The organism is Vibrio alginolyticus NBRC 15630 = ATCC 17749, from assembly GCF_000354175.2.
In the GTDB taxonomy this organism is placed as follows: Bacteria; Pseudomonadota; Gammaproteobacteria; order Enterobacterales; family Vibrionaceae; genus Vibrio; species Vibrio alginolyticus.
In genome coordinates, this window is sequence record NC_022359.1 from 1,657,189 (window position 1) to 1,681,205 (window position 24,017).

Sequence of the window (24,017 nt, forward strand, 5' to 3'; positions counted from 1 at the left end):
TGATTTATTTTCGTACAATCCAAGCAGAAGAATCTAAACTTAACAAATAACCTTTTGTTTTTTAAAACGATAGTTCGGTTAAGTTGTACGAGGTCATTATGATTCCATTCCCTTTACAGCTCGATAAAATTAAAGCCGTGGTGTTTGATTTAGACAACACCTTAGGTGAGTTCTGATATGAACTTCGGCGAATTGCGACAACAGCTTGGCTGTCCGCAGAGTGAAGATCTATTGGATTTTGTCGACGCACTTGAGCACCCTCATCATCGAGAGCACGCTCATAACGTGATATTTGATTACGAGATTTCTGATGCTGAGCAGTCTGCTCCAATGATTGGCTGCCATGAATTACTCGCCCACTTGCATCAAAATGAAATCAAAACCGCTATCGTGACGCGCAACTGCCAAATCGCCACGCAGCGCAAACTAGAGCACAACCAAATCTCAGTGGAACGAGTCATCACTCGTGAATGCTTCCCGCCCAAGCCAGACCCATTGTCTTTGCAGGTGTTGGCGAAAGAGTGGCGTTTGATGCCTAATGAAGTGCTTTATGTCGGCGATTACCTTTACGACTTGCAGGCAGCGTATAACGCGCAGATGCCCTCTTGCCTTGTTCATCACGGTAATCAAGAAACCTTCAATGATTCAGCCTCATTGGCGCTTAATGAACTCAGTGATTTATTGAGCCGTTTCGAATCCTTACCACGCAAATAAAGCACACATATAAAATACGCAAGTAAATTACCACCTTCTAAAGAAGGTGGCTTTGTGTGAGCCCCCTAAAAGGGGGCCTTTGTTTAGTCCAGCGCCAATTGCTGCTGCTCTACTCGCTCTTGCTTCTCTTGATGTCTTACATATCGGCGTATTATTTCTTCATTGATTCCAACACTATCGACAAAATAGCCTCTTTGCCAAAAGTGATTACCCCAAAGCCTGTTCTTCCTAAGGTGAGGAAACTTGCTAAATAGCTTTAAGGCTATTTTGCCTTTCAATACCCCCATCAACTTGGATATCGAAAGCTTTGGTGGGACCTTTACAACTAAATGTACGTGGTCAACTTGTACGTTTAGCTCTACGACTTCACATCCAAGTTGATTACAGTAAACATAAATACATCGATAAACTTCTTTACCTATATTGTTCTTCAAGATCCTAAATCGATACTTTGGCGTCCACACTATATGGTATTGACAACGCCAAAATACGTGGGAAGCTTGATTGTATCTACTCATGTTATTTGTCCTCTTTGACTTCTGGAAAAATCAAAGACGCATTTAGCATGAGTAGTTTTACAGGCAAAGCCGAAACGGATGATAACCACCTACTGAAGTAGGTGGTTTAGGGCTGAAAACAAAAAAAGGGCACCAACGTGCCCCTTATGACTTATTCCCGATTGTTTCATGCGTTCCCAAGGATTGCTTGGGTGATGCGCTGCTTAGCCTTGTAGGTAAGCGTTAAGCATCCACATTAATTTTTCTTGCTCACGGATGTAGTCACCCATCAATGCCGCTGTACCTTCGTCATCTGCTTCACCCGCGTTTTGTAGAATCTCACGCTGTTTTAGAAGTAGAACGCTAAAGCCTTGAACCAGACCTTGTACACACTCCTCACCAGAAGTCGCGTTTTGATGTTCTTTAATTTCACTTGCTTCCAAGTAGTTGCTGAATGCGTGCGCTGGCGTATGACCCAAAGTTAGAATACGCTCTGCAAGCTCATCGATTTTTGTTTGTAGATCAGTGTAAATCTCTTCAAATTTTACGTGCAGTTCGAAGAATTGCGCACCTTTAATGTTCCAGTGGTAACCGCGAGAGTTCATGTACAACACTTGGTAATGCGCTAGCAGTTGATTGAGCTGTTGAGCTAGTTGTGCTGATTGTTCGCTGTCTAGACCAATTAGGCTTACTTGTTTGTTCATAATCTTGCTCCTAGAAGGATGATACCAATCGTAGTAACGAACGATTCTCTTACCGGGATTGGTATAAAGTTTAAAAATTCTTTTGCAGTATTTGCTGCCGATGGAGTCATATTACGACTCCGGCTCGGCGAAGAGAATTTGGTTTTAGCTATGATTTAAATAGCCAAATCCAATGAGCAAGTAGACGAATATCGGCGTATCATCCAACAAAAAGCCCCAACCCTTTTTGTGTAAAAAGGGTTGGCTTTTTTACTATTTGGTTAGCGTTCAAAAGTAGATGAACAGACGTAAATCTTATCTACGCCGTTTTAAAAGTTGCCATCTGTTGATTCAGCTCGGTAACTTGCTCTTTTACTTGCAATGATGTCTCTGATGCGCGTTGGCTGTTATTCGAAACCTCATCCACTGATTGAGTAATACCAGACATCAATCCAGTGATCGAATTGGTCGCATGAGATTGCTGCTCTGCCGCTGCCGCAAGTTCTGCCATTTGTTCATTCAAAGAACCAATTTGCTCGGTCGTGACAAGCAAACGAGTTACCGCTTTTTCAATGTGCTCAGCGCCCTGCTCCGCAAGTGATTGGCTGTGTTCAATCTCCTCAACCACCGAATTGGTCGAGCGTTGAATCGCGTTGATAATGCCGTTGATTTCCGTCGTCGATTGAGTAGTGCGAGTCGCTAACATACGCACTTCGTCCGCCACAACCGCAAAGCCTCGCCCTTGGTCACCTGCGCGCGCTGCTTCTATCGCGGCATTCAATGCCAGTAAGTTAGTTTGCTCTGCCAAACCTTCAATCACTTCCGTCACTCGACCAATGGCTTCGCTCTCTTTGCTTAACTGCGTCACTTGCGTGCTCGCGGTTTCAATGCTGCCATGTAAGCTTTCCATGGTGACTTTGTTTTGCTCTAGTGCATCGCGACCTTGTTCAATCTCGCCTTTTGAATCAGAAAGCTTCTGCACCGATTGATTGGCTTGATCTAGAGTGTTACGCGCGGCTAAAGCGATTTCATCCAATTGGCTTCCCATTTCAACAATGCTGGCCTGTTGCTTTTCTACATTCGATGAGGTGACTTGCGCCGATTCCAACAAAGCCCCCATGCTAGTATCCACTTGGTGCGCTTTCTCGCTCACCCCAGCCACGATGCTCGCTAACGATTGGTTCATGCGGTTAATCGAATCGGTAAGGTCTGCCAATTCATCTTTCCCAACAACAGTTAACGGAGGCTGAGAAACATCTCCTGAAGCGATCGTCTTTGCACGCTCCGATAAGTTTTTCACTCGGCGACCAATGGTATTGCCCATGTATTTTGAAATCGCTACTGCGGCAATCAAAACCAATGCCGCAGCAATCAACATAGTGGTGAGTACGTTCTTGATCGACTGATTAATACCCTGTCCACTTTGATCAGCACGACTTTGCTGAGCCAATACGATCGTTTCTAAGCTTTGGTCTAGTGCATCCGCTGCTGGCAACAGTTCGTTCGCCATCAGCAAGTTTGATTCGTTCCACTCTGGCGATTGACGCAATGCAATTACCTGCTCTGCTAAAGGAAAGTACAGCTGCTGCATTTCCTTAAACAGGGACCACAATGATTGGTCGTTATCAGTCAGTCTGTCGAGTTTACTGTCGATTTCCGCCACGGACTGATTGTGGTACTTAATCAAGTCGTGGTATTTGTCCAGATGATCTTGCTGGCCGTACAACAGGAAATCTCGCAAAGCAGACAGTGCATTGGCGAGGGAGGTATAACTGTCGGCATAGACTTTAAACAGACGTTTTCTGTCTCCACCAAATGGGTTTCCTGACTCTTCATTGATTAAGCTTTGAAGCTGATCAAGTGCCACTTCTGCAATGGGTGCCGCTTCGTTAATAAAGAGGTTGTGCGCGGGCAAGTTCTCGTCACTGTGGCTGAGTTCAATCAACTTGTTTAAAGAGACTTTTACCGCGTCCCACTGACTTTGAATCGCTTGAAAATCCTGTTCAGAGATCAAAGCCTGCAGCGTCGGAAGCGACTCGTCTGTTGACGCCATGATATTGCGTACGTCCTCACTCAGACGTGCGCTCGCCTCTTCATCCCCACCTAGCAACATGTAGGCTCGAATAGAAGACAGCGACGCTTGAACGGACTGTTGGATACCGCGACTGGTGTCTACGGTCGGTAAATCGGATTTAAGTAACGAAGAGGCGTATTGCTCTACGGTGGTGACGTTGCGATACGTGAATACCGCTGATGCCATAAAAAGTACGGCTAGCAGCACAAAACTGAGCTGCAACTTCCCTGATATCGTAAGGTTCATCCATAAACTCCTGACAACGATGAGCCTTAAATATAACGATGTTTACAAAAATGTTAAATACAGGTATCAAAAGTTACTAAGAAAACCATGTAAACGACTATTTCAAGCTAAGAAATGGGACTTATTCGAAGTATGGTATGCGCTCACTACGTAAAATCAGATAATTAACGTAAGTGGTTTCTAAGCAGTCTTGCTCCCACAACGAAAGAATCCGCTTGGTGGCGAAGTAGTAATCTTTGTTACGCAGTAGCACGCCCACCGTACGGCTGAGCTGCTCAAAGCGCTGCTGCTCATTAGCAGAAATGTAATTGTCTTCATTCTGAATGATGGGCGCCAATCCATCGGCAAACCAATTGTTCAGAATTTCACGCATCTCAAGTTCCGATTCTGGCACATCGATACTCGACAACTCACGATGCTGTGGTGGTGGCACTATGTACTTCGATGCTTTTGGCGAACTGACATAACGGTACATGTCGCTCCTCCTTATAAATGACTCTTATACCCAAGTGACTTCAAGATGCAAGATTCAGAGCGTTGTCATTGATTCGGGGTCAAGGAAAACAACGCAGCGTAATAGTCAGCTCTTTCCAAGTTGTTTGACACAGAAGCCGAGTCAATGACACGCTCCCGAAGGGCGAGCTGTCTTGGTTTGTATACTTTGTTGTCGATTCTTGATTTAGACCCACTAGACCTTTAAATCGCCGCCGCGTCTACAAACCAAGCCATTCTCGCTGAACCTAACATCTCGAGGTTACTTGGGTATAAACTAGCTAAGAATACTTTTTTCAATTTCCAAGTTTTTTTTCTACAGCTCATAGAAAGAAACCCAACAAAAAAGCCATGCAAAGTAGGCCCTGCATGGCTTGGGTTTGGGCAGCAATGACACTGCCCTCGTCTAGGACTGGTTACATTGAGCTTTGATCGAAATCGTTGCCTTGGTCAGTACCTGTTTGAGTATCCGAGTCGAAGCTGCCAGAGTCATCCGTGAAGTCAACACCTTGATCTTGACCTCCCGCACTTGTCCAGTCGCTGCCGCCAGATTCCATACCCGCCATGTCTGGTTGCTGATCTTGAGCAGAACCTTGCATGGTGTATTGATCATCGACTTCAACTTCAACTGTGCCACTCGCACCTTCTACTGCGCTGCCCAACTCATCGTAACCTTGGAATTGGATTTCGCTCGTACCTTCGTAACCTTGTGGTAAGTCAACCGATACTGGTTGGTTCAGGTTGCCACTTAATGTGAAGCTGCCATCGCCATTATCCAGTGCGTTGCTTACTGATGCACCATCAGGTAGACCGGACATTTCTGCATAATCCACCGATTCGTTACCACTGACCTCATCTGGAACCGAGATAGAAATGGTATCGCCTGGTGCTGCAGTCACATCAGCTGCGCTCTCCTCTTCACTGTCTGCACCGTTTGCTGCTTGCTCTTCAGGTTGTTGCGCTTCGCCAACTTGCTGCTCTGCTGATGCTTGAGCAGTTTGGATTTGTGGCTCGTCGCTTTGCGCTGAATCGTCCGCAACTTGGATGCTCAGATTCTGAGTCGATACTTCACCGTTATCGTTGACCTGAACATCCATAGCCAAATTGCCATCGAAGTCATCGTTCGGCCAATATGTCCACTCTTCATCACCTGATTTCGCGAAGAAACCAGCATCGTTTGCATCGGCGACATCCAACACTTCTGCTGAAGGGCTAATGCCAAGCTCATCAATCAACTGTGCTTCCGTTAGTGTTAGTGAACCATCATCAGCGAGTGCGTAGCCTTCGCTGGTAGTAGTTTCACCTTCACCTTGGATGTCGACATTAAAGAAGCTCTCAATGCGGTTTTCACCGTCAGTTGCAATGAAGCCAACTTGAACATCTCCGGTGTAGCCTTCTGCTGGTGTGAATTGGTAGTTACCTTGGTTATCGGTCTCTATCACACCTTGACCTTCCATTAGGCTCACTGACTCAATGCTCAAGCTGTCGCCTTCTGCATCGCTCAAGGTCGATAGCATGTCATCATTGGTGAACGACAAGGAGCCATCCGCTGCCATTTCTGTGGTAGAAATGCTGTCGATTTCTGGTGAAGCATTCTCTTGTGGTGCGTCTTCTTTCACGACCACGCCTGTTTGCTCATCATGAAGCACACCGTCTTTATCAATCACGTAAGCGATATCCGCTTCACCAGTAAAGCCTGGTGCTGGATTGAATGTCCATGTGCCATCACCGTTATCGACAATCTCACCTTGGCTGCGATCAGCTAGGTGAACGAATTTCACTTCATCACCCGCGTCAGCGTCTACGTTTTCTGCCAATCCGATTAGGTCATCAGCGGTTAGGAGAACGGGTTCACCCGCTAGGGTTTCGAAGTCACCTGAATCGATGCCATCTTCGAACTCTTCTGGCTCGTCACCATAATCCACCGTTGTTGCGGTCACGGTTACGAAGAACTCGCCATTAAAGTCAGCCGGAGGCGTCATTTGCAGGTCTGAAATATCCCACTCGTTCAAATCGATGTATTGACCCGGTTCCGTAATGGTAATGGTGTTCACACCATCCGTAACTTCGAAGCCAACAGGGAAACCAGTCATCACTAGGTTACTTAACGTTTCTGAGTCGTCGATTAGACCGACATTCAAGCCTAGGTGACCCGTTTCGTCCTCACCGAAGACTAACGGACCATCATGGTCGGTTGTGATGACCGCGCCATCCGCAACAGGGCGAACAAACACTGGTACATCAAGTACCGTCTCAAACTCACCGTCACTTACCACAACTTGTAAGTCAGAAACCCCTGCAAAATCGCCAGTCGGTGTGAATGTCCAAGTACCGTCACCGTTGTCTGTTACCTCACCACCATCTTCACCTTCTGCGGTGATAATGCGTGATACGACTAGGTTTTCAGTGTCGATATCGCCGAACAAGTTCATCAGGTCGCCAGCGTCGAAGGTGAATGCGCCATCCTCGTCGGTTGCCATAAAGGCATTACCCACATTGAATGGAGCATCGTTGACTGGAATGACATCCACATTCAACGAGCCTTCAACCACTTCTTCACCATCTGTCGCGGTGTAGCCCAGTTCCACCAAACCATTGAAGTCTTGAGTGGTTACCAAGTGGTACATACCATCTGGCTGCTGAGTTAATGTCGCGTTTGCAGGCGCACGAACCGTGATGCTTTCTACGCTGATTTCGTCCCCATCAAGATCCGTAACTTGATCAGCGATGTAAGCTGGGTCAATCACCATGACCACATCTTCTTCGCCTTGCATCTGGATGGTTGGCGCTTCTGGTGCATCGTTAACCGCTTCGATGTTTAGATTGCCTTCAACCGGCGTAACTAAATCACCATCGCTGACACCGAACGACATTGGCACATCGCCATTGAAGTTCTCAGCTGGAGTGAATGACCAAGTACCATCACCGTTGTCTAGCAAGTCACCGTATTGCTCATCAATCACTAGGTCGACAGCAGACAGTTCGTCATAGGTGTTGTCGATGTCTGTCGCGTTAGCAAGCAACATGTCCTGCGTGATAAGAATGGTGGTATCTTCGGTGCCAGCAATATTCACTGGCGTTGATTGCGGCGCATCGTTAATTGGGTTCACCGTTAGGTCAACGCCCACTTCCACGCTCGCACCATCGTTATCAATCAAGTCGAAACTTAGGTCGATATCACCATTGAAGTTCGCATCAGGCGTAATCGTGAAGCTACCATCTTGGTTCTCAACAACGGTCGCATTGGCTACCGCGGTTAAGTTCACCGCTTCTAGATTATCGCTGTCTACATCACCCGCTTGAGCCAGTAGCTGTTCTTGACTCAATGTGATTGAACCGTCTTCATCGACGCTGTAAGCCAAGTCGCCAGATACCGGAGCATCGTTGACTGGCAATACATCGATGTTCGCGTTGGTTGTCGCAGTTGCACCGTCTTCATCAGCGACGACTACGTCTAGGCTTACGCCACCATTGAAGTTTTCATTTGGTGCGAAGCTATAAGTACCATCATCATTCGCAGTTAGAATGCCGTCGCTACCACTGTAAGAGACGCTTTCTAGGCTCACGTCGCCTTCCACATCGCTTGATTGCGCTAGCAGTTGCTCTTCCGTGAAGATAATGACTTCGTCTTCATTGACAGAGTAACTTGTCGCACCTGCGATTGGTGGATCGTTCACCTCAAGTACTGTGATACCCGCAGTGGTTGAGTCTGTCGCACCCTCTTCATCGACAACTACAACGTCTAGGCTGACCTCGCCATTGAAGTTCTCGTTTGGAGAGAAGGTGTACGTACCATCACCATTGTCTTGGAACACGCCATCTGCGCCGCTGTAGCTGACACTATCAATCGCGACTTCGCCTTCGACGTCAGATGAGTTAGCCAATAACTGCTCGTTACTGATGGTGATCGAATTGTCTTCATGCACTGTGTAAGACGTGCTGCCCGCAACTGGTGGATCGTTCTCTGGCGTAACTGTTACATCGATATTTGCCGTCACGGTATCCGCGCCATCGGAAACATCGAAAGTGAAGTTCACATCGCCATTGAAGTTCTCATTCGGTGCGAAGCTGTAAGTGCCGTCACCATTGTCGGTGAGAACACCGTCTGCACCTGTGTAAGTCACGCCTTCAACCGATAGGTCATCGCCATCGATATCTGTTGCGCCATCAAGCAGATCTTCATCAGTGAACAACAAGACGCCATCTTCACCAATGGTGAACGCTTGATCTTCTGGCTGTGGTAGGTCGTTAACTGGATTAACCGTTAGATCTGCCGTTGCGACCAAGGTGTCAGAACCATCACTGATATCAAACGTGATATCAATGTCACCATTGAAGTTCGCATCTGGCGTGATGGTGAAGCTGCCATCGTCGTTAGCAGTCACTGTCGCATTACCATCTACAAGCAAGTTTTCAGCAACAAGGTCATCGCCATCCACATCGCTAGCTTGAGATAACAATTGCTCTTGGCTCAATGTAATGGTGTTATCTTCATCTACGTTGTAAGCCAAGTTGCCCGATACTGGCGCGTCGTTGATTGGCAATACATCCACTGTGATATAGGTATCGACTTCTGCGCCATCTTCATCACGAATAGTCACGTCCAACGATACTTGACCATTGAAGTTCTCATTCGGTGCGAAGCTACAAGTGCCATCGCCATTTACTGAGAAGATGCCATCTGGACCGTCGTAGCTGATGCTTACAAGCTCAACATCCCCCTCGACATCCGAAGCATTCAGAAGCACTTGTGATTCACTGAACGTTAGAACTTGGTCTTCATCGATGGTGTACGCAGTTGGACCTGCGATTGGCGGATCGTTCACCTCAAGTACCGTGATACCTGCGGTAGTTGAATCCGTCGCGCCATCTTCGTCGACTACGACAACATCTAGACTCACTTCGCCATTGAAGTTCTCGTTTGGCGAGAAGGTGTACGTGCCATCACCGTTGATTTCCAGCACACCATCGTTACCGCTGTAGCTCACGCTATCAATCGATACATCACCTTCAATATCCGATGAGTTCGCTAGTAGCTGTTCGTCACTGATGGTGATCGAGTTATCTTCATGCACTGTGTAAGACGTGCTACCCGCAACCGGTGGATCGTTCTCTGGCGTCACACTCACATCGATATTCGCGGTCACGGTGTCCGTGCCATCAGAAACATCGAAGGTAAAGTTCACATCACCATTGAAGTTCTCATTCGGTGCGAAGCTGTACGTGCCATCGCCATTGTCGGTGAGAACACCGTCTGCACCTGTGTAAGTGACACCTTCAACCGATAGGTCATCGCCATCGATATCCGTTGCGCCATCGAGCAGATCTTGGTCAGTGAAGGTCAACACACCATCTTCACCAATAGTGAACGCTTGATCTTCTGGCTGCGGTAAGTCATTAACTGGGTTAACCGTTAGGTCCGCCGTTGCAACGATAGTATCGCTGCCATCGTTGATATCGAACGTGATATCAATGTCGCCATTGAAGTTCGCGTCAGGCGTAATGGTAAAGCTGCCATCGTCATTAGCCGTAACCGTCGCATCACCGTCAACCACTAGGTTAGATGCAGTTAGTGCATCACCTTCTACATCCGTTGCTTGTGCCAACAATTGTTCTTGGCTTAGGGTGATTGAGTTGTCTTCGTCGACACTGTAAGCCAAGTCACCCGATACCGGAGCATCATTGATTGGCAGAACATCAATGTTTGCCGTCGTCGAAGCGGTCGCACCATCTTCGTCCACGACTACAACATCAAGATTCACTTCACCATTGAAATTTGGGTTTGGTGCAAAGCTGAACGTACCATCACCATTGTCGGTAAAGATACCTTCACTGCCACTGTAGCTCACGCTATCTAGTGCTACCTCACCTTCAATATCGGAAGAGTTTGCCAACAACTGTTCTGCACTGATGGTGATGACTTCATCTTCATCAATGGTGTAACTGGTTGTGCCTGCGATTGGTGGATCGTTCACCTCAAGAACGGTAATACCCGCTGTTGTTGTATCAACCGCGCCGTCCTCGTCAACCACGACAACATCTAGGCTAACATCGCCTGTAAAGTTTTCGTTTGGTGAGAAGGTGTAAGTACCATCGCCATTAATTTCTAGCACACCGTCGTTACCGCTGTAGCTCACGCTGCTGATCGCAACATCACCCTCGATATCAGACGAATTAGCCAGTAGTTGCTCATCACTAATGGTGATCGAGTTGTCTTCATGCACAGTGTAAGACGTGCTGCCCGCAACTGGTGGATCGTTCTCTGGCGTCACACTCACATCAATGTTGGCAGAGGTCGTATCCGTACCATCTGACACATCGAACGTAAAGTTCACATCGCCATTGAAGTTCTCATTCGGTGCGAAGCTGTACGTGCCATCGCCATTGTCGGTTAGGACACCGTCCGCGCCAGTGTAAGTCACGCCTTCAACTGTTAGGTTGTCACCTTCTACATCTGTCGCGCCTGTTAACAAGTCCGCATCAGTGAAGGTAAGAAGACCGTCCTCACCCACTGTGAACGCTTGATCTTGTGGCTCTGGCGCATCATTGACTGGTGTTACTGTTAAGTCGAGACCAGCCGCGACCACTTCTTCCCCGTCAGTCACATCGTAGGTGAACTCGATATCACCGTAGAAGTTCTCGCTCGGAGTAATGGTGAAGCTGCCATCCTCGTTCATTTCAACCGTCGCATTTTCATCATTGGTGCTTAGGTTGATTGCGCTTAGGTCGTCACCATCAATATCAACAGCGTGCTCCAGTAACTGCTCTTGAGTCAGCGTAATGCTGTTGTCTTCGGCGGTTACCGCAGTGATATCACCCGTCACTTCTGGTGCATCATTGGTTGGCGAGATATGAATCGTCACATCTTGCGTCGCTGTCGCCGTGGTTCCAGTATCCACATCCGTAGAGGTTGCGTTCACGGTTAGCGTCACATCGCCATTGAAGTCCGCAGAAGGAATAAACTCTAGCCCTTCTAGCTCGCCTGGTTGTAGTGACCAAGTGCCGTCACCATTATCAACACCTGCTGATAGTGCGCTGCCTTCTGGCACATCTTCAATCAAGATAGCGAGGTTTTCTGAACCATCTGTATCGGTTAACGCTGCATCGATATCAAGTGGCACTGGTGTATCTTCGGTACCAATGATTTGGTAATCCGCGTCCGCTACCGTGATTTCGATGTTGTCGATACCAAACGATTCATCCCAAACGTCTTGATTCAAGGTTGAACCGAAGCCGAGTTGCAGTTCACCATCCTCGACAGGAACCGTCAGGTTGATTTGGTGAGCTTGGTCGTTCCAACCACTGAAGCCTTCACGTTGAGAGGCTCCGTGGATCACTTCACCCACTTCATTACCATCTGAGTCGTAAAGCGTTGTCGTGCCATCTTGAGTACGGAACGCGGAGTTTTCCAAGGTGGTTAGTTGTTCGCCGCCGACAAAGATTTGGAACGACTCGCCATCCCAAGAATCGATTTCGTAGAAGCTAAATGAGATATTCACTTCATTGACATCGCTTGGGATCTCGTAGGTTTTGCTGACCGCTTCATCACCGCCAGTGCCACCAATACGACCCAGCATATCGCCCGTTTCGAAACCTTGTGAACTTTCAGTATTCGCGTTCCAACCGTTCGAGCCAGACTCGAAGTTATCAGAGGCAATCACCAAGTCTGAAGCAATAGACAGCTCTGGCATATCAACCACAGATTGAACATCAATGTTCGCTTCTGCTGGCACGGTTGCGGTGCCATCGTTGACGTCAAACGTCACGTTCACGTTGCCATCGAAGTTTTCATTCGGAGCGAAGGTGTACGTGCCGTCACCGTTATCAACCAAAGTACCGCTGTCAGAAGCAACGTTTTCAACCGTTAGGTTATCACCATCGATATCACCTGCATTTTGCAGCAGTTGCTCTTCGGTGAAGGTGAAGCTTGTGTCTTCTTGCGTGACGAACTGTGGCTGACCAACCGTTGGTAGGTCGTTCACTGGGTTCACAGTCAGATCGGCAGTGGCTTGAATGGTCGCATCGCCGTCCGTAATGTCGAAGCTCAGATCAATGTCGCCATTGAAGTCCGCATCCGGTGTGATAGTGAAGCTGCCGTCATTATTCGCAACAACGGTCGCATTGCCGTCAACAGTGAGGTTGGATGCAGTTAGGTCATCGCCATCCACGTCGCCGGCTTGAGCAAGAAGCTGCTCTTGGCTTAGCGTGATAGAACCGTCTTCATCCACGCTGTATGCCAAATCACCTGATACTGGCGCATCATTGATTGGCAATACATCGATGCTTGCATTGGTTGACGCAGTTGCACCGTCTTCATCAACAACGACAACATTTAGGCTAACATCACCGTTGAAGTTTTCGTTTGGTGCGAAGCTGAATGTACCGTCGCCGTTGTCAGTAAAGATACCGTCGGAGCCGCTGTAGCTGACGCTATCAATCGCGACATCACCTTCAACGTCAGAAGCAGTTCGCCAATAGCTGCTCAGAGCTAATGGTGATGACTTCATCTTCGTTCACTGAGTAGCTGGTCGCGCCTGCGATTGGTGGATCGTTCACCTCAAGTACCGTAATACCTGCGGTGGTTGAATCCGTCGCACCGTCTTCATCGACAACCACAACGTCAAGGCTCACTTCACCATTGAAGTTCTCGTTTGGCGAGAAGGTGTAAGTGCCGTCACCATTGTCTTGGAACACGCCATCTGCGCCACTGTAGCTGACACTATCAATCGCGACTTCGCCTTCGACGTCAGACGAGTTAGCCAATAACTGCTCGTTACTGATGGTGATCGAATTGTCTTCATGCACGGTGTAAGACGTGCTGCCTGCAACCGGAGGATCGTTCTCTGGCGTCACGCTTACGTCGATATTCGCCGTCACGGTATCCGTGCCATCGGAAACATCGAAGGTAAAGTTCACGTCGCCATTGAAGTTTTCGTTTGGCGCGAAGCTGTAAGTGCCGTCACCATTGTCGGTTAGGACACCATCTGCACCTGTGTAAGTGACACCTTCAACCGATAGATTATCGCCATCGATATCCGTTGCACCATCAAGCAGATCTTCATCAGTGAACAGCAAGACGCCATCTTCACCAATGGTGAACGCTTGATCTTCTGGCTGTGGTAAGTCGTTAACTGGATTAACCGTTAGGTCAGCCGTTGCAACAATAGTGTCGCTGCCATCATTGATGTCGAACGTGATATCAATGTCACCATTGAAGTTCGCATCAGGCGTAATGGTAAAGCTGCCATCATCGTTTGCCGTAACCGTTGCATCACCGTCAACCACTAGGTTAGATGCGGTTAGCGCGTCGCCTTCTACATCCGATGCTTGAGCAAGAAGCTGCTCTTGGCTTAGCGTAATTGAATTGTCTTCATCGACACTGTAAGCCAAGTTGCCCGATACTGGCGCATCGTTGATTGGCAATACATCGATGTTTGCGTTAGTTGCCGCAGTTGCACCGTCTTCATCAACAACCACAACATCTAGGCTAACATCGCCATCAAAGTTGGCGTTTGGTGCGAAGCTGAATGTGCCGTCACCGTTATCAGTAAAGATACCGTCAGAGCCGTTGTAGCTTACGCTATCAATCGCAACTTCACCTTCAACGTCAGAAGCGTTCGCCAATAACTGCTCAGAGCTAATGGTGATGACTTCGTCTTCGTTCACTGAGTAGCTGGTCGCGCCTGCGATTGGTGGATCGTTCACCTCAAGTACTGTAATACCTGCGGTAGTTGAATCCGTCGCACCGTCTTCATCGACCACGACAACATCTAGACTCACTTCACCATTGAAGTTCTCGTTTGGCGAGAAGGTGTACGTACCGTCACCATTGTCTTGGAACACACCATCTGTGCCGCTGTAGCTAACGCTATCAATCGATACATCACCTTCAATATCCGATGAGTTCGCTAGTAGCTGTTCATCACTGATGGTGATCGAGTTATCTTCATGCACAGTGTAAGAGGTGCTGCCTGCCACCGGTGGATCGTTCTCTGGCGTCACACTCACATCAATATTCGCGGTCACGGTGTCCGTGCCATCGGAAACATCGAAGGTAAAGTTCACGTCGCCATTGAAGTTCTCATTCGGTGCGAAGCTATAGGTACCATCTCCATTGTCAGTTAGGACACCATCTGCGCCTGTGTAAGTGACACCTTCTACCGATAGGTCATCGCCATCGATGTCCGTTGCACCATCCAGCAGGTCTTGATCAGTGAAGGTCAACACACCATCTTCACCAATGGTGAACGCTTGATCTTCTGGCTGCGGCAAGTCATTAACTGGGTTAACCGTTAGGTCCGCCGTTGCAACAATAGTGTCGCTGCCATCATTGATGTCGAACGTGATATCAATGTCGCCATTGAAGTTCGCATCTGGCGTGATAGTGAAGCTACCATCGTCGTTTGCCGTAACCGTTGCATCACCGTCAACCACTAGGTTAGACGCAGTCAGCGCATCACCTTCTACATCCGATGCTTGAGCAAGAAGCTGCTCTTGGCTCAACGTGATTGAGTTGTCTTCGTCAACGCTGTACGCCAAGTTACCAGATACAGGTGCATCATTGATTGGTAAGACATCGACTGTGATGTAAGTATCAACCTCTGCGCCATCTTCATCGCGAATGGTCACATCCAACTGTACTTGACCGTTGAAGTTTTCATTCGGTGCAAAACTACAAGTTCCATCACCGTTTACTGAGAAGATACCATCTGGACCGTCGTAGCTGATGCCAACTAGCTCGACATCCCCTTCAACATCGGAAGCATTCAGTAGCACTTGCGATTCACTGAAGGTTAGAACTTGGTCTTCATCGATAGTGTATGTGGTAGGACCTGCGATTGGTGGGTCATTTACCTCAATCACAGTAATGCCTGCAGTGGTAGAGTCCGTTGCACCCTCTTCATCGACTACGACAACATCTAGGCTCACCTCGCCGCTGAAGTTCTCGTTTGGTGAGAAGGTGTAAGTACCATCACCGTTGATTTCCAGCACGCCATCGTTACCGCTGTAGCTCACGCTATCAATCGCCACTTCGCCTTCTATATCAGACGAGTTAGCCAACAGCTGTTCGTTACTAATGGTAATCGAATTGTCTTCATGAACGGTGTAAGCCGTGCTGCCTGCAACCGGTGGATCGTTCTCCGGCGTCACGCTTACGTCGATATTCGCCGTCACGGTATCCGTGCCATCGGAAACATCGAAAGTGAAGTTCACGTCGCCATTGAAGTTCTCATTCGGTGCGAAGCTATATGTGCCATCGCCATTGTCAGTAAGAACACCGTCTGCGCCTGTGTAAGTGACGCCCTCAACAGATAAGTCATCCCCTTCAATATCGGTAGCGCCTGTTAGGAGATCCGCATCAGTAAAGGTCAGCACACCATCTTCACCAATGGTGAACGCTTGATCTTGTGGTTCAGGCGCATCGTTAACTGGTGACACCAATAACTCAAGGTTGGTTGAGACAACATCATCGCCGTCAGACACATCGAACGTAAAGGTGATGTCACCATTAAAGTCCGCATCTGGCGTTAAGGTGTAAGTACCGTCACCATTGTCTGTGATGGTGATGTTTTCATCATCCGTTGCCAAGTTCAGTGCTGTCAGTTGGTCTCCATCCAAGTCACGCGCATTAGCGAGCAAATCTTCTTGCGTGATTAGGATTGAACCATCTTCTTCAACCACAGCAGAAACAGGCAATGCTTCAGGCGTATGTTCAATGTGAGCACCCGTTGCATTGACGTAGATGGTTTGAGAAACGGTTTCAGAATCATTATTTGATAGCTCTGTCGCCGTTGCCGTTACATTGATTTCTAGCTGTTGGTTAAAGTCTTCTGGCAATTGAATCTGTAGCTCTTGTTCAATTGCTGTGGTTGGAAGCGTTACAGAACCATCTGGACCGACTGTTACTTCACCACTGTAGATCTGGCTGTTCACTTCACCTACATCAATGGTGAAGTTGAAGTCACTATAATCGGCATCGCCGCCACCGTAGAGATCTTCAAAGCCGTAAACCAGTTCACCGTCTTCGTTCACAGTAGTTCGAGTATGTTCAATGCCATCTTGGTTGAGCTCTGAGCTTGTGCCGCCATGGAAGACTGCATCACCAAATTGGCTTTGAATCACGGTTTCAGAACCATCAGCACCCACAAACACGAGTTGTGGGTCGACCGTATCCATGTTCGCAGGAGAGCCATCTGCCGCACGGAACTCATACTGACCATCTTGCATGGACGCAAAGTCATTGAAGTTATGACCGTTAGGAATCAAGAATAGGTTGAAGCTTTCCCCTTCCGAGATTTGGAAGCTGAACTGATCTTGTCCCGGAATGAGGTCACCGCCTCCGCCAACTTGAGAGGCGTTTTCGTACACCACTTCAACGCCCGTGATATTGCCGTCTTCATCAACTTTGTAATAGCCAGCTGCGTTTTGGTAACCCGCGGTTTCACCTTCAAAGGTAACCGTGATTTCAGTATCATTGAAACTGGTGATACCGTTGTCTTGATCGTTAAGTACCCCTTCGTTGTCGTAGCTGATCACCGAACCTTCTGGAACACCATCAACGGTCACAGTCAGCGTTTCTGACAAGTCTTGGTCAACCAATGCTGCGGCGATGTTCACTTCAACAATACCGCCTGGCTCAACCAAGATCGCTTGGTCATCCACGTTTCGACCGTCGCCATCAGTGATGACTAGGTCTGGCGCATCTGCTACGGCTTCGATATGGACATTAATGTCTTGCTCAACTTCATCCGTACCGTCAGAAACCGTAAAGCTGAACTGTAAGTCACCACTGAAGTGCTCTTCTGGTACGAAGCTAAATGTACCGTCACCGTTGTCCGTTACAGTACCTTCATCACCCGAGTAGTTAATGCTCGTAACAGTGAGGTCATCACCATCAATATCAATCGCACCACTTAGCAGATCTTCTTGCGTGAACAGGATGCTGCCATCCTCTTCAATTTGGTACATGCCAGGCGCAACAATTGGAATGTCATTGACTGGGTTCACCGTCAATGTCATTTCATTGGCAACACTCAATTCACCGTCGCTCACTTCATAAGTAAACTCGATGTCTCCGTTGAAGTTCTGTGAAGGCGTAACGGTAAAGGTGCCGTCGCCGTTATCCACGATAGAGGCATTAGGATCATTGGTTTCTAGTGCCGTTGCGTATAGGTCATCACCATCTTGATCGCTGGCATTTTCAAGCAGCATTTCTTGTGTCACGAGAATAGAGCCATCCTCGTCCACGTCTGCCACGATTGGCGCTGCTTCTGGTGCGTCGTTGACGAACTCAACTTTCAAGTCGATGTTTGCCGCCACCACATCGGTGCCATCGCTCACATCAAACGTGAGGTCAACATTACCAAAGAAGCCCTGCTCTGGCGTTAATGTGTAAGTGCCATCGCCATTGTCTGTCACTTGAACCGTATCGCTTAAGCTCGTCACGTTCACAACAGATAAGTCATCGCCTTCGATGTCCGTCGCTTGAGCCAGCAGCTCTGCTTCAGTAATCGTGATGGCTTCGCCGTCTTCTGTGGTGAAGGACAAATCAGGTACATCTGGCAGGTCGTTCACTGGGTTAACGGTGAGGTTTAGATCCGCAGCGACGGTTTCAATCGCGTCAGTTACGTCATAAGTAAATTCGATTTCACCAAAGAAGTTTTCGCTCGGTGTAATCGTGAAGCTACCATCAGCGTTCTCAACGATGGTTGCATTAGGATCGTTGGTCGACAGGTTCACCGCTTCAAGGTTGTCACCATCCACGTCCGTCGCGTTCGCCAACAAGTCTTCTTGAGTGATGGTAATTGAGCCATCTTCATCGACGACCGCATCAACAGGCCCGCTTACCTCTGGACCTTCGTTGACGATCTCAACATCGATCTTCGCAGTGCTTGGTGCGCTTGCTTGACCATCGCTGATGTCGAAGGTCAGGTTCACTTCACCGTAGAAGTTCGAAGTTGGCTCGAAGGTAAAGGTGTTGTCGCCGTTGTCTGTCAACGTACCTTGTGACTGGTCAACAAGCAGTAGATTCTCGATATGAAGAATGTCGCCATCCACATCGGTCGCACCTGATAACAGGTCTTTTGCTTCGATGATGATGGTGCCGTTTTCTAGCATTTGAGTATGCAGCGGTGCTCCAGGAACTGGCACATCGTTGACCGGAATAACGGTCAGGTCTAGATGAGTATCGACTTCATCGGTGCCATCGAAGACTTTGTAATCGATATCGACTTCACCATTGAAGTTTTCATTCGGCATAAAGGTGTAAGTGCCGTCGCCATTATCGACAAGCTCACCGTTATCACCGCTGTAAGAGATATCAGAGATAGACAGCGCATCGCCTTCCACATCACTTGCATTGGCAAGCAGATCGTCCGCGCTAAACGTAATGCCCACATCCTCATCAGTCGACAACACAATCGGACCAGAAACAATTGGCGCATCGTTTACTGCTTCGAAGTTGATGTTGATGATGTTGTCGTCAGTTAGTTCACCATCTGTAACTTGGTAACCAAGCTCAATCTCACCGTAGAAGTTCTCATCTGGTGTGACTGTCCATGTACCATCGCCGTTGTCGGTTAACGTAGCGTGCTCCGCGTTATCCCCCACCAGCTCAAGGTTTTGAATATCAAGAACATCGCTATCGATATCACTCGCTTGTGCTAAAAGCTGTTCTTCTGTGATAACCACAGAGGCAAACTGCGTAGAACCTTCGGTATCAATGGTCACATTTGGCAGATCAGCCGTCAGTTCGATTTCACTGTCACCTTCTCGGATATTCAGTTCTACCGTTTCCGTGATTTCCGTGCCGTCCACGCCAATAGATGTGAACACCGCTTCATCATGACAAGTTTGCGAAACCGTCATGTTTTGAACCACGTATGTACCGTTACCTTGAATCGTACCTAGTTCGAAGTAAGATACAGGCTCGTTCACCGTTAGGGTGTAATCCGTCTCATAGCTACCACGATCTTCTTTGTGATAAGTCATCGAGTCGATCAAGTCACCATCAGAGTTGAATGCGCGAATTTCGACTTCCGTAAAGTGGCGAGACTCTTCCATAAACCAGCCGCCTAGACCATCTAGGTGGAAGCTGATTTCGTTGATGTCTTGACCTTCAACGGTCACAGTCAGTTTTTCATCACCGCTCAAGCCTTGGCGGTCAGTATCGCCAATACCGTGACCGATGTGTGTTTTACCATTCCACGCACCGAGTGGGTCATCATTACTTTGAACAGTAACTTTCAAATCGCCATCAACAAACTCACGTGTGTAAGGGTCAACAGCTGTACCCCAATCATCGAGGCTAGCGTTGTCATCAAAGGTACCAATTTTACTCGTATGCGTACCGTTCGCCAATGCATCATCGTTTGGAATGAAGCGCACTTCCGTGTCTGCAGGAACCTCCTGCCCGACTTCTAGCTGTACCCATTCGTCATTTAGATTCGCTTCAATGATGCCGTTTTCAGGGGCTTGGTCGAGACGTAACGCAGGCTCTTCACGCAGAGAAACACCCACGGTTTGGTCTTCTTCCGCTTGAATAAATATCTCGTCGCCCGCTTCTGGCGCATCGTTGACAGGGTTAACGGTCAGATCCAGCGTGGTCAGAACATCATTTTCGCCATCGCTGATGTTGTAAGTGAAGTCCAACTCTCCGTTAAAGTTTTCCGTATGCGTAATGGTGAATGAACCATCGTCATTGGCTACGATCGTCGCATCTGGGTCATTGGTTTGTAGATTGCTGGCAACAAGGTCATCACCTTCAATATCTGTCGCATTCGCAAGCAACTGTTCTTGTGTAATGGTGATGGCATTATCTTCATCCACTTCAGCTTGAATGCCTGATGTTTCAGGTGCGTCGTTCACCGCGATAACATCGATGCCTGCGGTTGTTGTATCCGTTGCACCATCTTGGTCGATAACTGTAACGTCGAGCGAAATGTTACCGTCAAAGTTCTCATTTGGCGTGAAGGTATATGTGCCGTCGCCATTGTCCACGAAGCTACCGTCGTTACCAGAGTAGCTAACATTCGCCAAGGCTACATCGCCTTCCACATCAGAAGAGTTGGCTAACAACTGCTCGTCACTAATGGTGATTTGACCGTCTTCTTGAACCGTGTAAGACGTAGAACCTGCCACCGGTGGATCGTTCACTGGTGTCACGCTGACATCAATGAATGCAGGTGTTGAACCTGTGCCGTCAGACACATCGAATGTGAACTGAACATCACCGTTGAAGTTCTCATTCGGCGCGAAGCTATAAGTGCCATCACCATTATCGGTAAGCACACCGTCCGCACCTGTGTAGAGTACGTTTTCGATAGACAGATCATCGCCATCAATATCCGATGCGCCTTCCAATAGGTCTGCATCCGTGAACAGCAAGGTGCCATCTTCTTCTACCGTGAACTGTTGATCTTGCGCTTGTGGCAAGTCATTCACAGGATTAACCGTAATATCCAGACCAACTTGTACCGAGCCACCATCGTTATCAATGATATCGAAGGTCAGATCTAGGTCGCCGTTGTAGTTTTCATCCGGTGTGATGGTGTAACTGCCATCATCGTTGTATTGAATTGTCGCGTTGTCATCTGTCGATAGATTGATGGCTTCAAGATTCTCGCTATCAATATCGCCCGCTTTGGCAAGCAGCTGATCTTGGCTTAGCGTGATTGAGCTGTCTTCGTTGATGGTGTAAGCCAAATCACCCGATACTGGTGGATCGTTGATTGGCAATACGTCGACATTGATGTGCGTATCAACGGTTGCCCCATTTTCATCTTGAATGGTCACATCCAACTGAACTTGACCATTGAAGTTCTCGTTTGGTGCAAAGCTGCAAGTACCATCGCCATTGATGGTAAAGATACCATCCGAGCCTTCATAACTGATGCCAACAAGCTCTACATCACCCTCGATATCAGATGCGTTGGCAAGAATTTGTGACTCACTGAATGTCAGTACTGAATCTTCGTCAACCGTGTAAGACGTTGGACCGGCAACTGGAGGATCATTCACTTCAATGACCGTAATGCCTGCGGTCGTTTCGTCAATCGCACCTTGCTCATCCGCCACAATCACATCAAGGCTGATATCACCACTGAAGTTCTCATTCGGCATGAAGGTGTAAGTACCGTCACCGTTGTCTTGGAATACGCCATCGGTGCCTGAATAGGTCACGCTATCGATGGACACCGCGCCTTCCACATCCGAAGAGTTAGCCAGAAGCTGCTCGTCGGAAATCGTAATCGCATTATCTTCATCAACCGTGTAAGACGTTGAACCCGCAACCGGAGGATCGTTCACTGGAGTGACGCTCACATCCACATTGGCAGGTACGGTCTCAGTGCCGTCAGAAACACCAAAGCTAAAGCTGACATCGCCGTTGAAGTTTTCATTTGGTGCAAAGGTGTAAGTACCATCACCGTGGTCAGTCAGCACACCATCGCTGCCTGTGTAGCTAATGCCATCAACCGTTAAGTTATCGCCATCGATATCGGTCGCGCCAGCAAGCAAGTCTGCATCGGTAAACTGAAGCGTGCCATCTTCTTCAACACTGAACTGCTGGTCTTGAGGAACAGGAAGATCGTTAACCGGATTAACCGTTAGATCCGCCGTTGCTTGGATAGTGTCTGTGCCGTCCGTAATGTTGAATTGGATATCAATGTCACCATTAAAGTCCGCATCTGGTGTAATCGTGAAGCTGCCATCATCGTTCGCTGTAACGGTTGCGTTTCCATCGACAGTCAAATCGCTAGCAGTCAGATCATCGCCCTCAATATCAGACGCTTGAGAAAGAAGCTGCTCTTGGCTGAGTGTAATCGCACCGTCTTCATCAACGCTATAAGCCAAATCACCCGATACTGGCGCATCATTGATTGGCAATACATTCACATTGATGACGGTATCAACTTCTGCTCCATCTTCATCTCGAATGGTCACATCAAGTTGAACTTGTCCGTTAAAGTTCTCGTTTGGCGCGAAGCTGCACGTGCCATCATCGTTAACGGTGAAAATGCCATCCGGACCATCGTAACTAATGCCAACAAGCTCTACGTCGCCTTCCACATCAGAGGCATTCAACAGCACTTGCGACTCACTAAAGGTCAGAACAGAATCTTCATCAATGGTGTAAGAAGTTGGTCCTGCGACTGGTGGATCGTTCACTTCCATTACTGTAATGCCGGCAGTGGTGACATCCGTTGCGCCTTCTTCATCAGCGACGACAACATCAAGCGTCACTTCACCATTAAAGTTTTCATTTGGAGAGAAGGTGTACGTACCGTCACCATTGATTTGCAACACACCATCGCTGCCAGAGTAGCTCACGCTATCAATCGAGACATCCCCTTCTAAATCCGAAGAGTTTGCCAACAGTTGCGCGTCAGAAATGGTAATAGAGTTATCTTCGTGAACCGTGTAAGACGTTGAACCAGCCACCGGAGGATCATTCACCGGCGTAACGCTCACATCTACATTCGCTGAAACTGTATCTGTGCCATCAGATACGTCGAAGCTGAAGTTCACATCGCCATTGAAGTTCTCATTTGGCGCAAAGCTATATGTGCCATCTCCATTGTCAGTTAGAACGCCGTCGGTGCCTTCATAGCTGATTCCCGTTACAGAAAGGTCATCGCCTTCAATGTCGGTAGCACCTGCAAGCAGATCTGCATCAGTAAATTGAAGAGTGCCGTCCTCTTCCACACTGAATTGTTGATCTTGAGGAACAGGCAGATCGTTGATTGGATTAACGGTTAGGTCAGCGGTTGCTTGAACGGTATTCGTGCCATCTGAGATATCGAAGCTGATATCGATATCACCATTGAAATCTGCGTCCGGCGTGATGGTGAAGCTACCATCGTCGTTTTGAGTCACCGTCGCGTTGCCATCTACCGAAAGATTAGATGCCGTCAGTGCATCGCCTTCCACATCGGAAGCTTGCGACAACAACTGTTCTTGGCTCAAACGAATCGAGCCATCTTCATCCACTGAGTAAGCAAGATTGCCAGATACTGGCGCATCATCAACTGGCGTAACGTTAACATCAATGTTAGCAGAAACCGTATCCGTACCGTCGGACACATCAAAGCTGAAGTTCACATCACCATTGAAGTTTTCATTTGGCGCAAAAGTGTAAGTCCCATTACCGTTGTCGGTCAGGATGCCATCGCCACCGTCGTAGCTCACACCTTCAACGGTGAGGTTATCGCCTTCAATATCAGTAGCACCAGTAAGCAGGTCAGCGTCCGTAAAGATCAGCGTGCCATCTTCTTCCACGCTGAACTGCTGGTCTTGAGGAACCGGCAAATC

The 24,017-nt window shown here is 48.1% G+C and carries 6 protein-coding genes and 1 pseudogene; 1 reads left to right on the top strand and 6 read right to left on the bottom strand.

The window, feature by feature from the left end:
* The first annotated feature begins 98 nt into the window (after positions 1–98).
* Positions 99–714, top strand: a pseudogene (locus tag N646_RS22650) (HAD family hydrolase).
* 83 nt (positions 715–797) lie between these two features.
* Here N646_RS22650 and tnpA read toward each other — a convergent pair.
* The 6 genes from tnpA to N646_RS25125 form a co-directional block, all read right to left on the bottom strand.
* A complete protein-coding gene (gene tnpA, locus N646_RS22655) occupies positions 798–1,232 on the bottom strand; it encodes an IS200/IS605 family transposase (protein WP_017633711.1) in 435 nt (144 codons plus the stop codon).
* Positions 1,233–1,435: 203 nt separating this feature from the next.
* On the bottom strand, positions 1,436–1,915 hold the full coding sequence (locus N646_RS22660; RefSeq protein WP_005388254.1) for a Dps family protein: 480 nt from the start codon (positions 1,913–1,915) through the stop codon (positions 1,436–1,438).
* A gap of 298 nt (positions 1,916–2,213) precedes the next feature.
* Entirely contained in the window at positions 2,214–4,214 is a 2,001-nt protein-coding gene (locus tag N646_RS22665) for a HAMP domain-containing methyl-accepting chemotaxis protein (RefSeq protein WP_017821960.1), read from the bottom strand.
* A 121-nt stretch (positions 4,215–4,335) separates the two neighbouring features.
* A complete protein-coding gene (locus N646_RS22670) occupies positions 4,336–4,689 on the bottom strand; it encodes a hypothetical protein (RefSeq protein ID WP_005375589.1) in 354 nt (117 codons plus the stop codon).
* A 433-nt stretch (positions 4,690–5,122) separates the two neighbouring features.
* Positions 5,123–13,213, bottom strand: a complete 8,091-nt coding sequence (locus tag N646_RS25120; RefSeq protein ID WP_021036027.1) for a tandem-95 repeat protein — start codon at positions 13,211–13,213, stop codon at positions 5,123–5,125.
* Complete coding sequence (locus N646_RS25125) at positions 13,164–24,014, bottom strand: tandem-95 repeat protein (protein ID WP_457785814.1); 10,851 nt, start codon at positions 24,012–24,014, stop codon at positions 13,164–13,166. The genes N646_RS25120 and N646_RS25125 overlap by 50 nt, the downstream gene beginning before the upstream one ends.
* Between the last annotated feature and the right edge of the window lie 3 nt (positions 24,015–24,017).

Coding starts and splice junctions, on each gene's coding strand:
- tnpA (WP_017633711.1), bottom strand. CDS start 1,232: ATGAGTAGATACAATCAAGCTTCCCACGTATTTTGGCGTTGTCAATAC.
- N646_RS22660 (WP_005388254.1), bottom strand. CDS start 1,915: ATGAACAAACAAGTAAGCCTAATTGGTCTAGACAGCGAACAATCAGCA.
- N646_RS22665 (WP_017821960.1), bottom strand. CDS start 4,214: ATGAACCTTACGATATCAGGGAAGTTGCAGCTCAGTTTTGTGCTGCTA.
- N646_RS22670 (WP_005375589.1), bottom strand. CDS start 4,689: ATGTACCGTTATGTCAGTTCGCCAAAAGCATCGAAGTACATAGTGCCA.
- N646_RS25120 (WP_021036027.1), bottom strand. CDS start 13,213: ATGAAGTCATCACCATTAGCTCTGAGCAGCTATTGGCGAACTGCTTCT.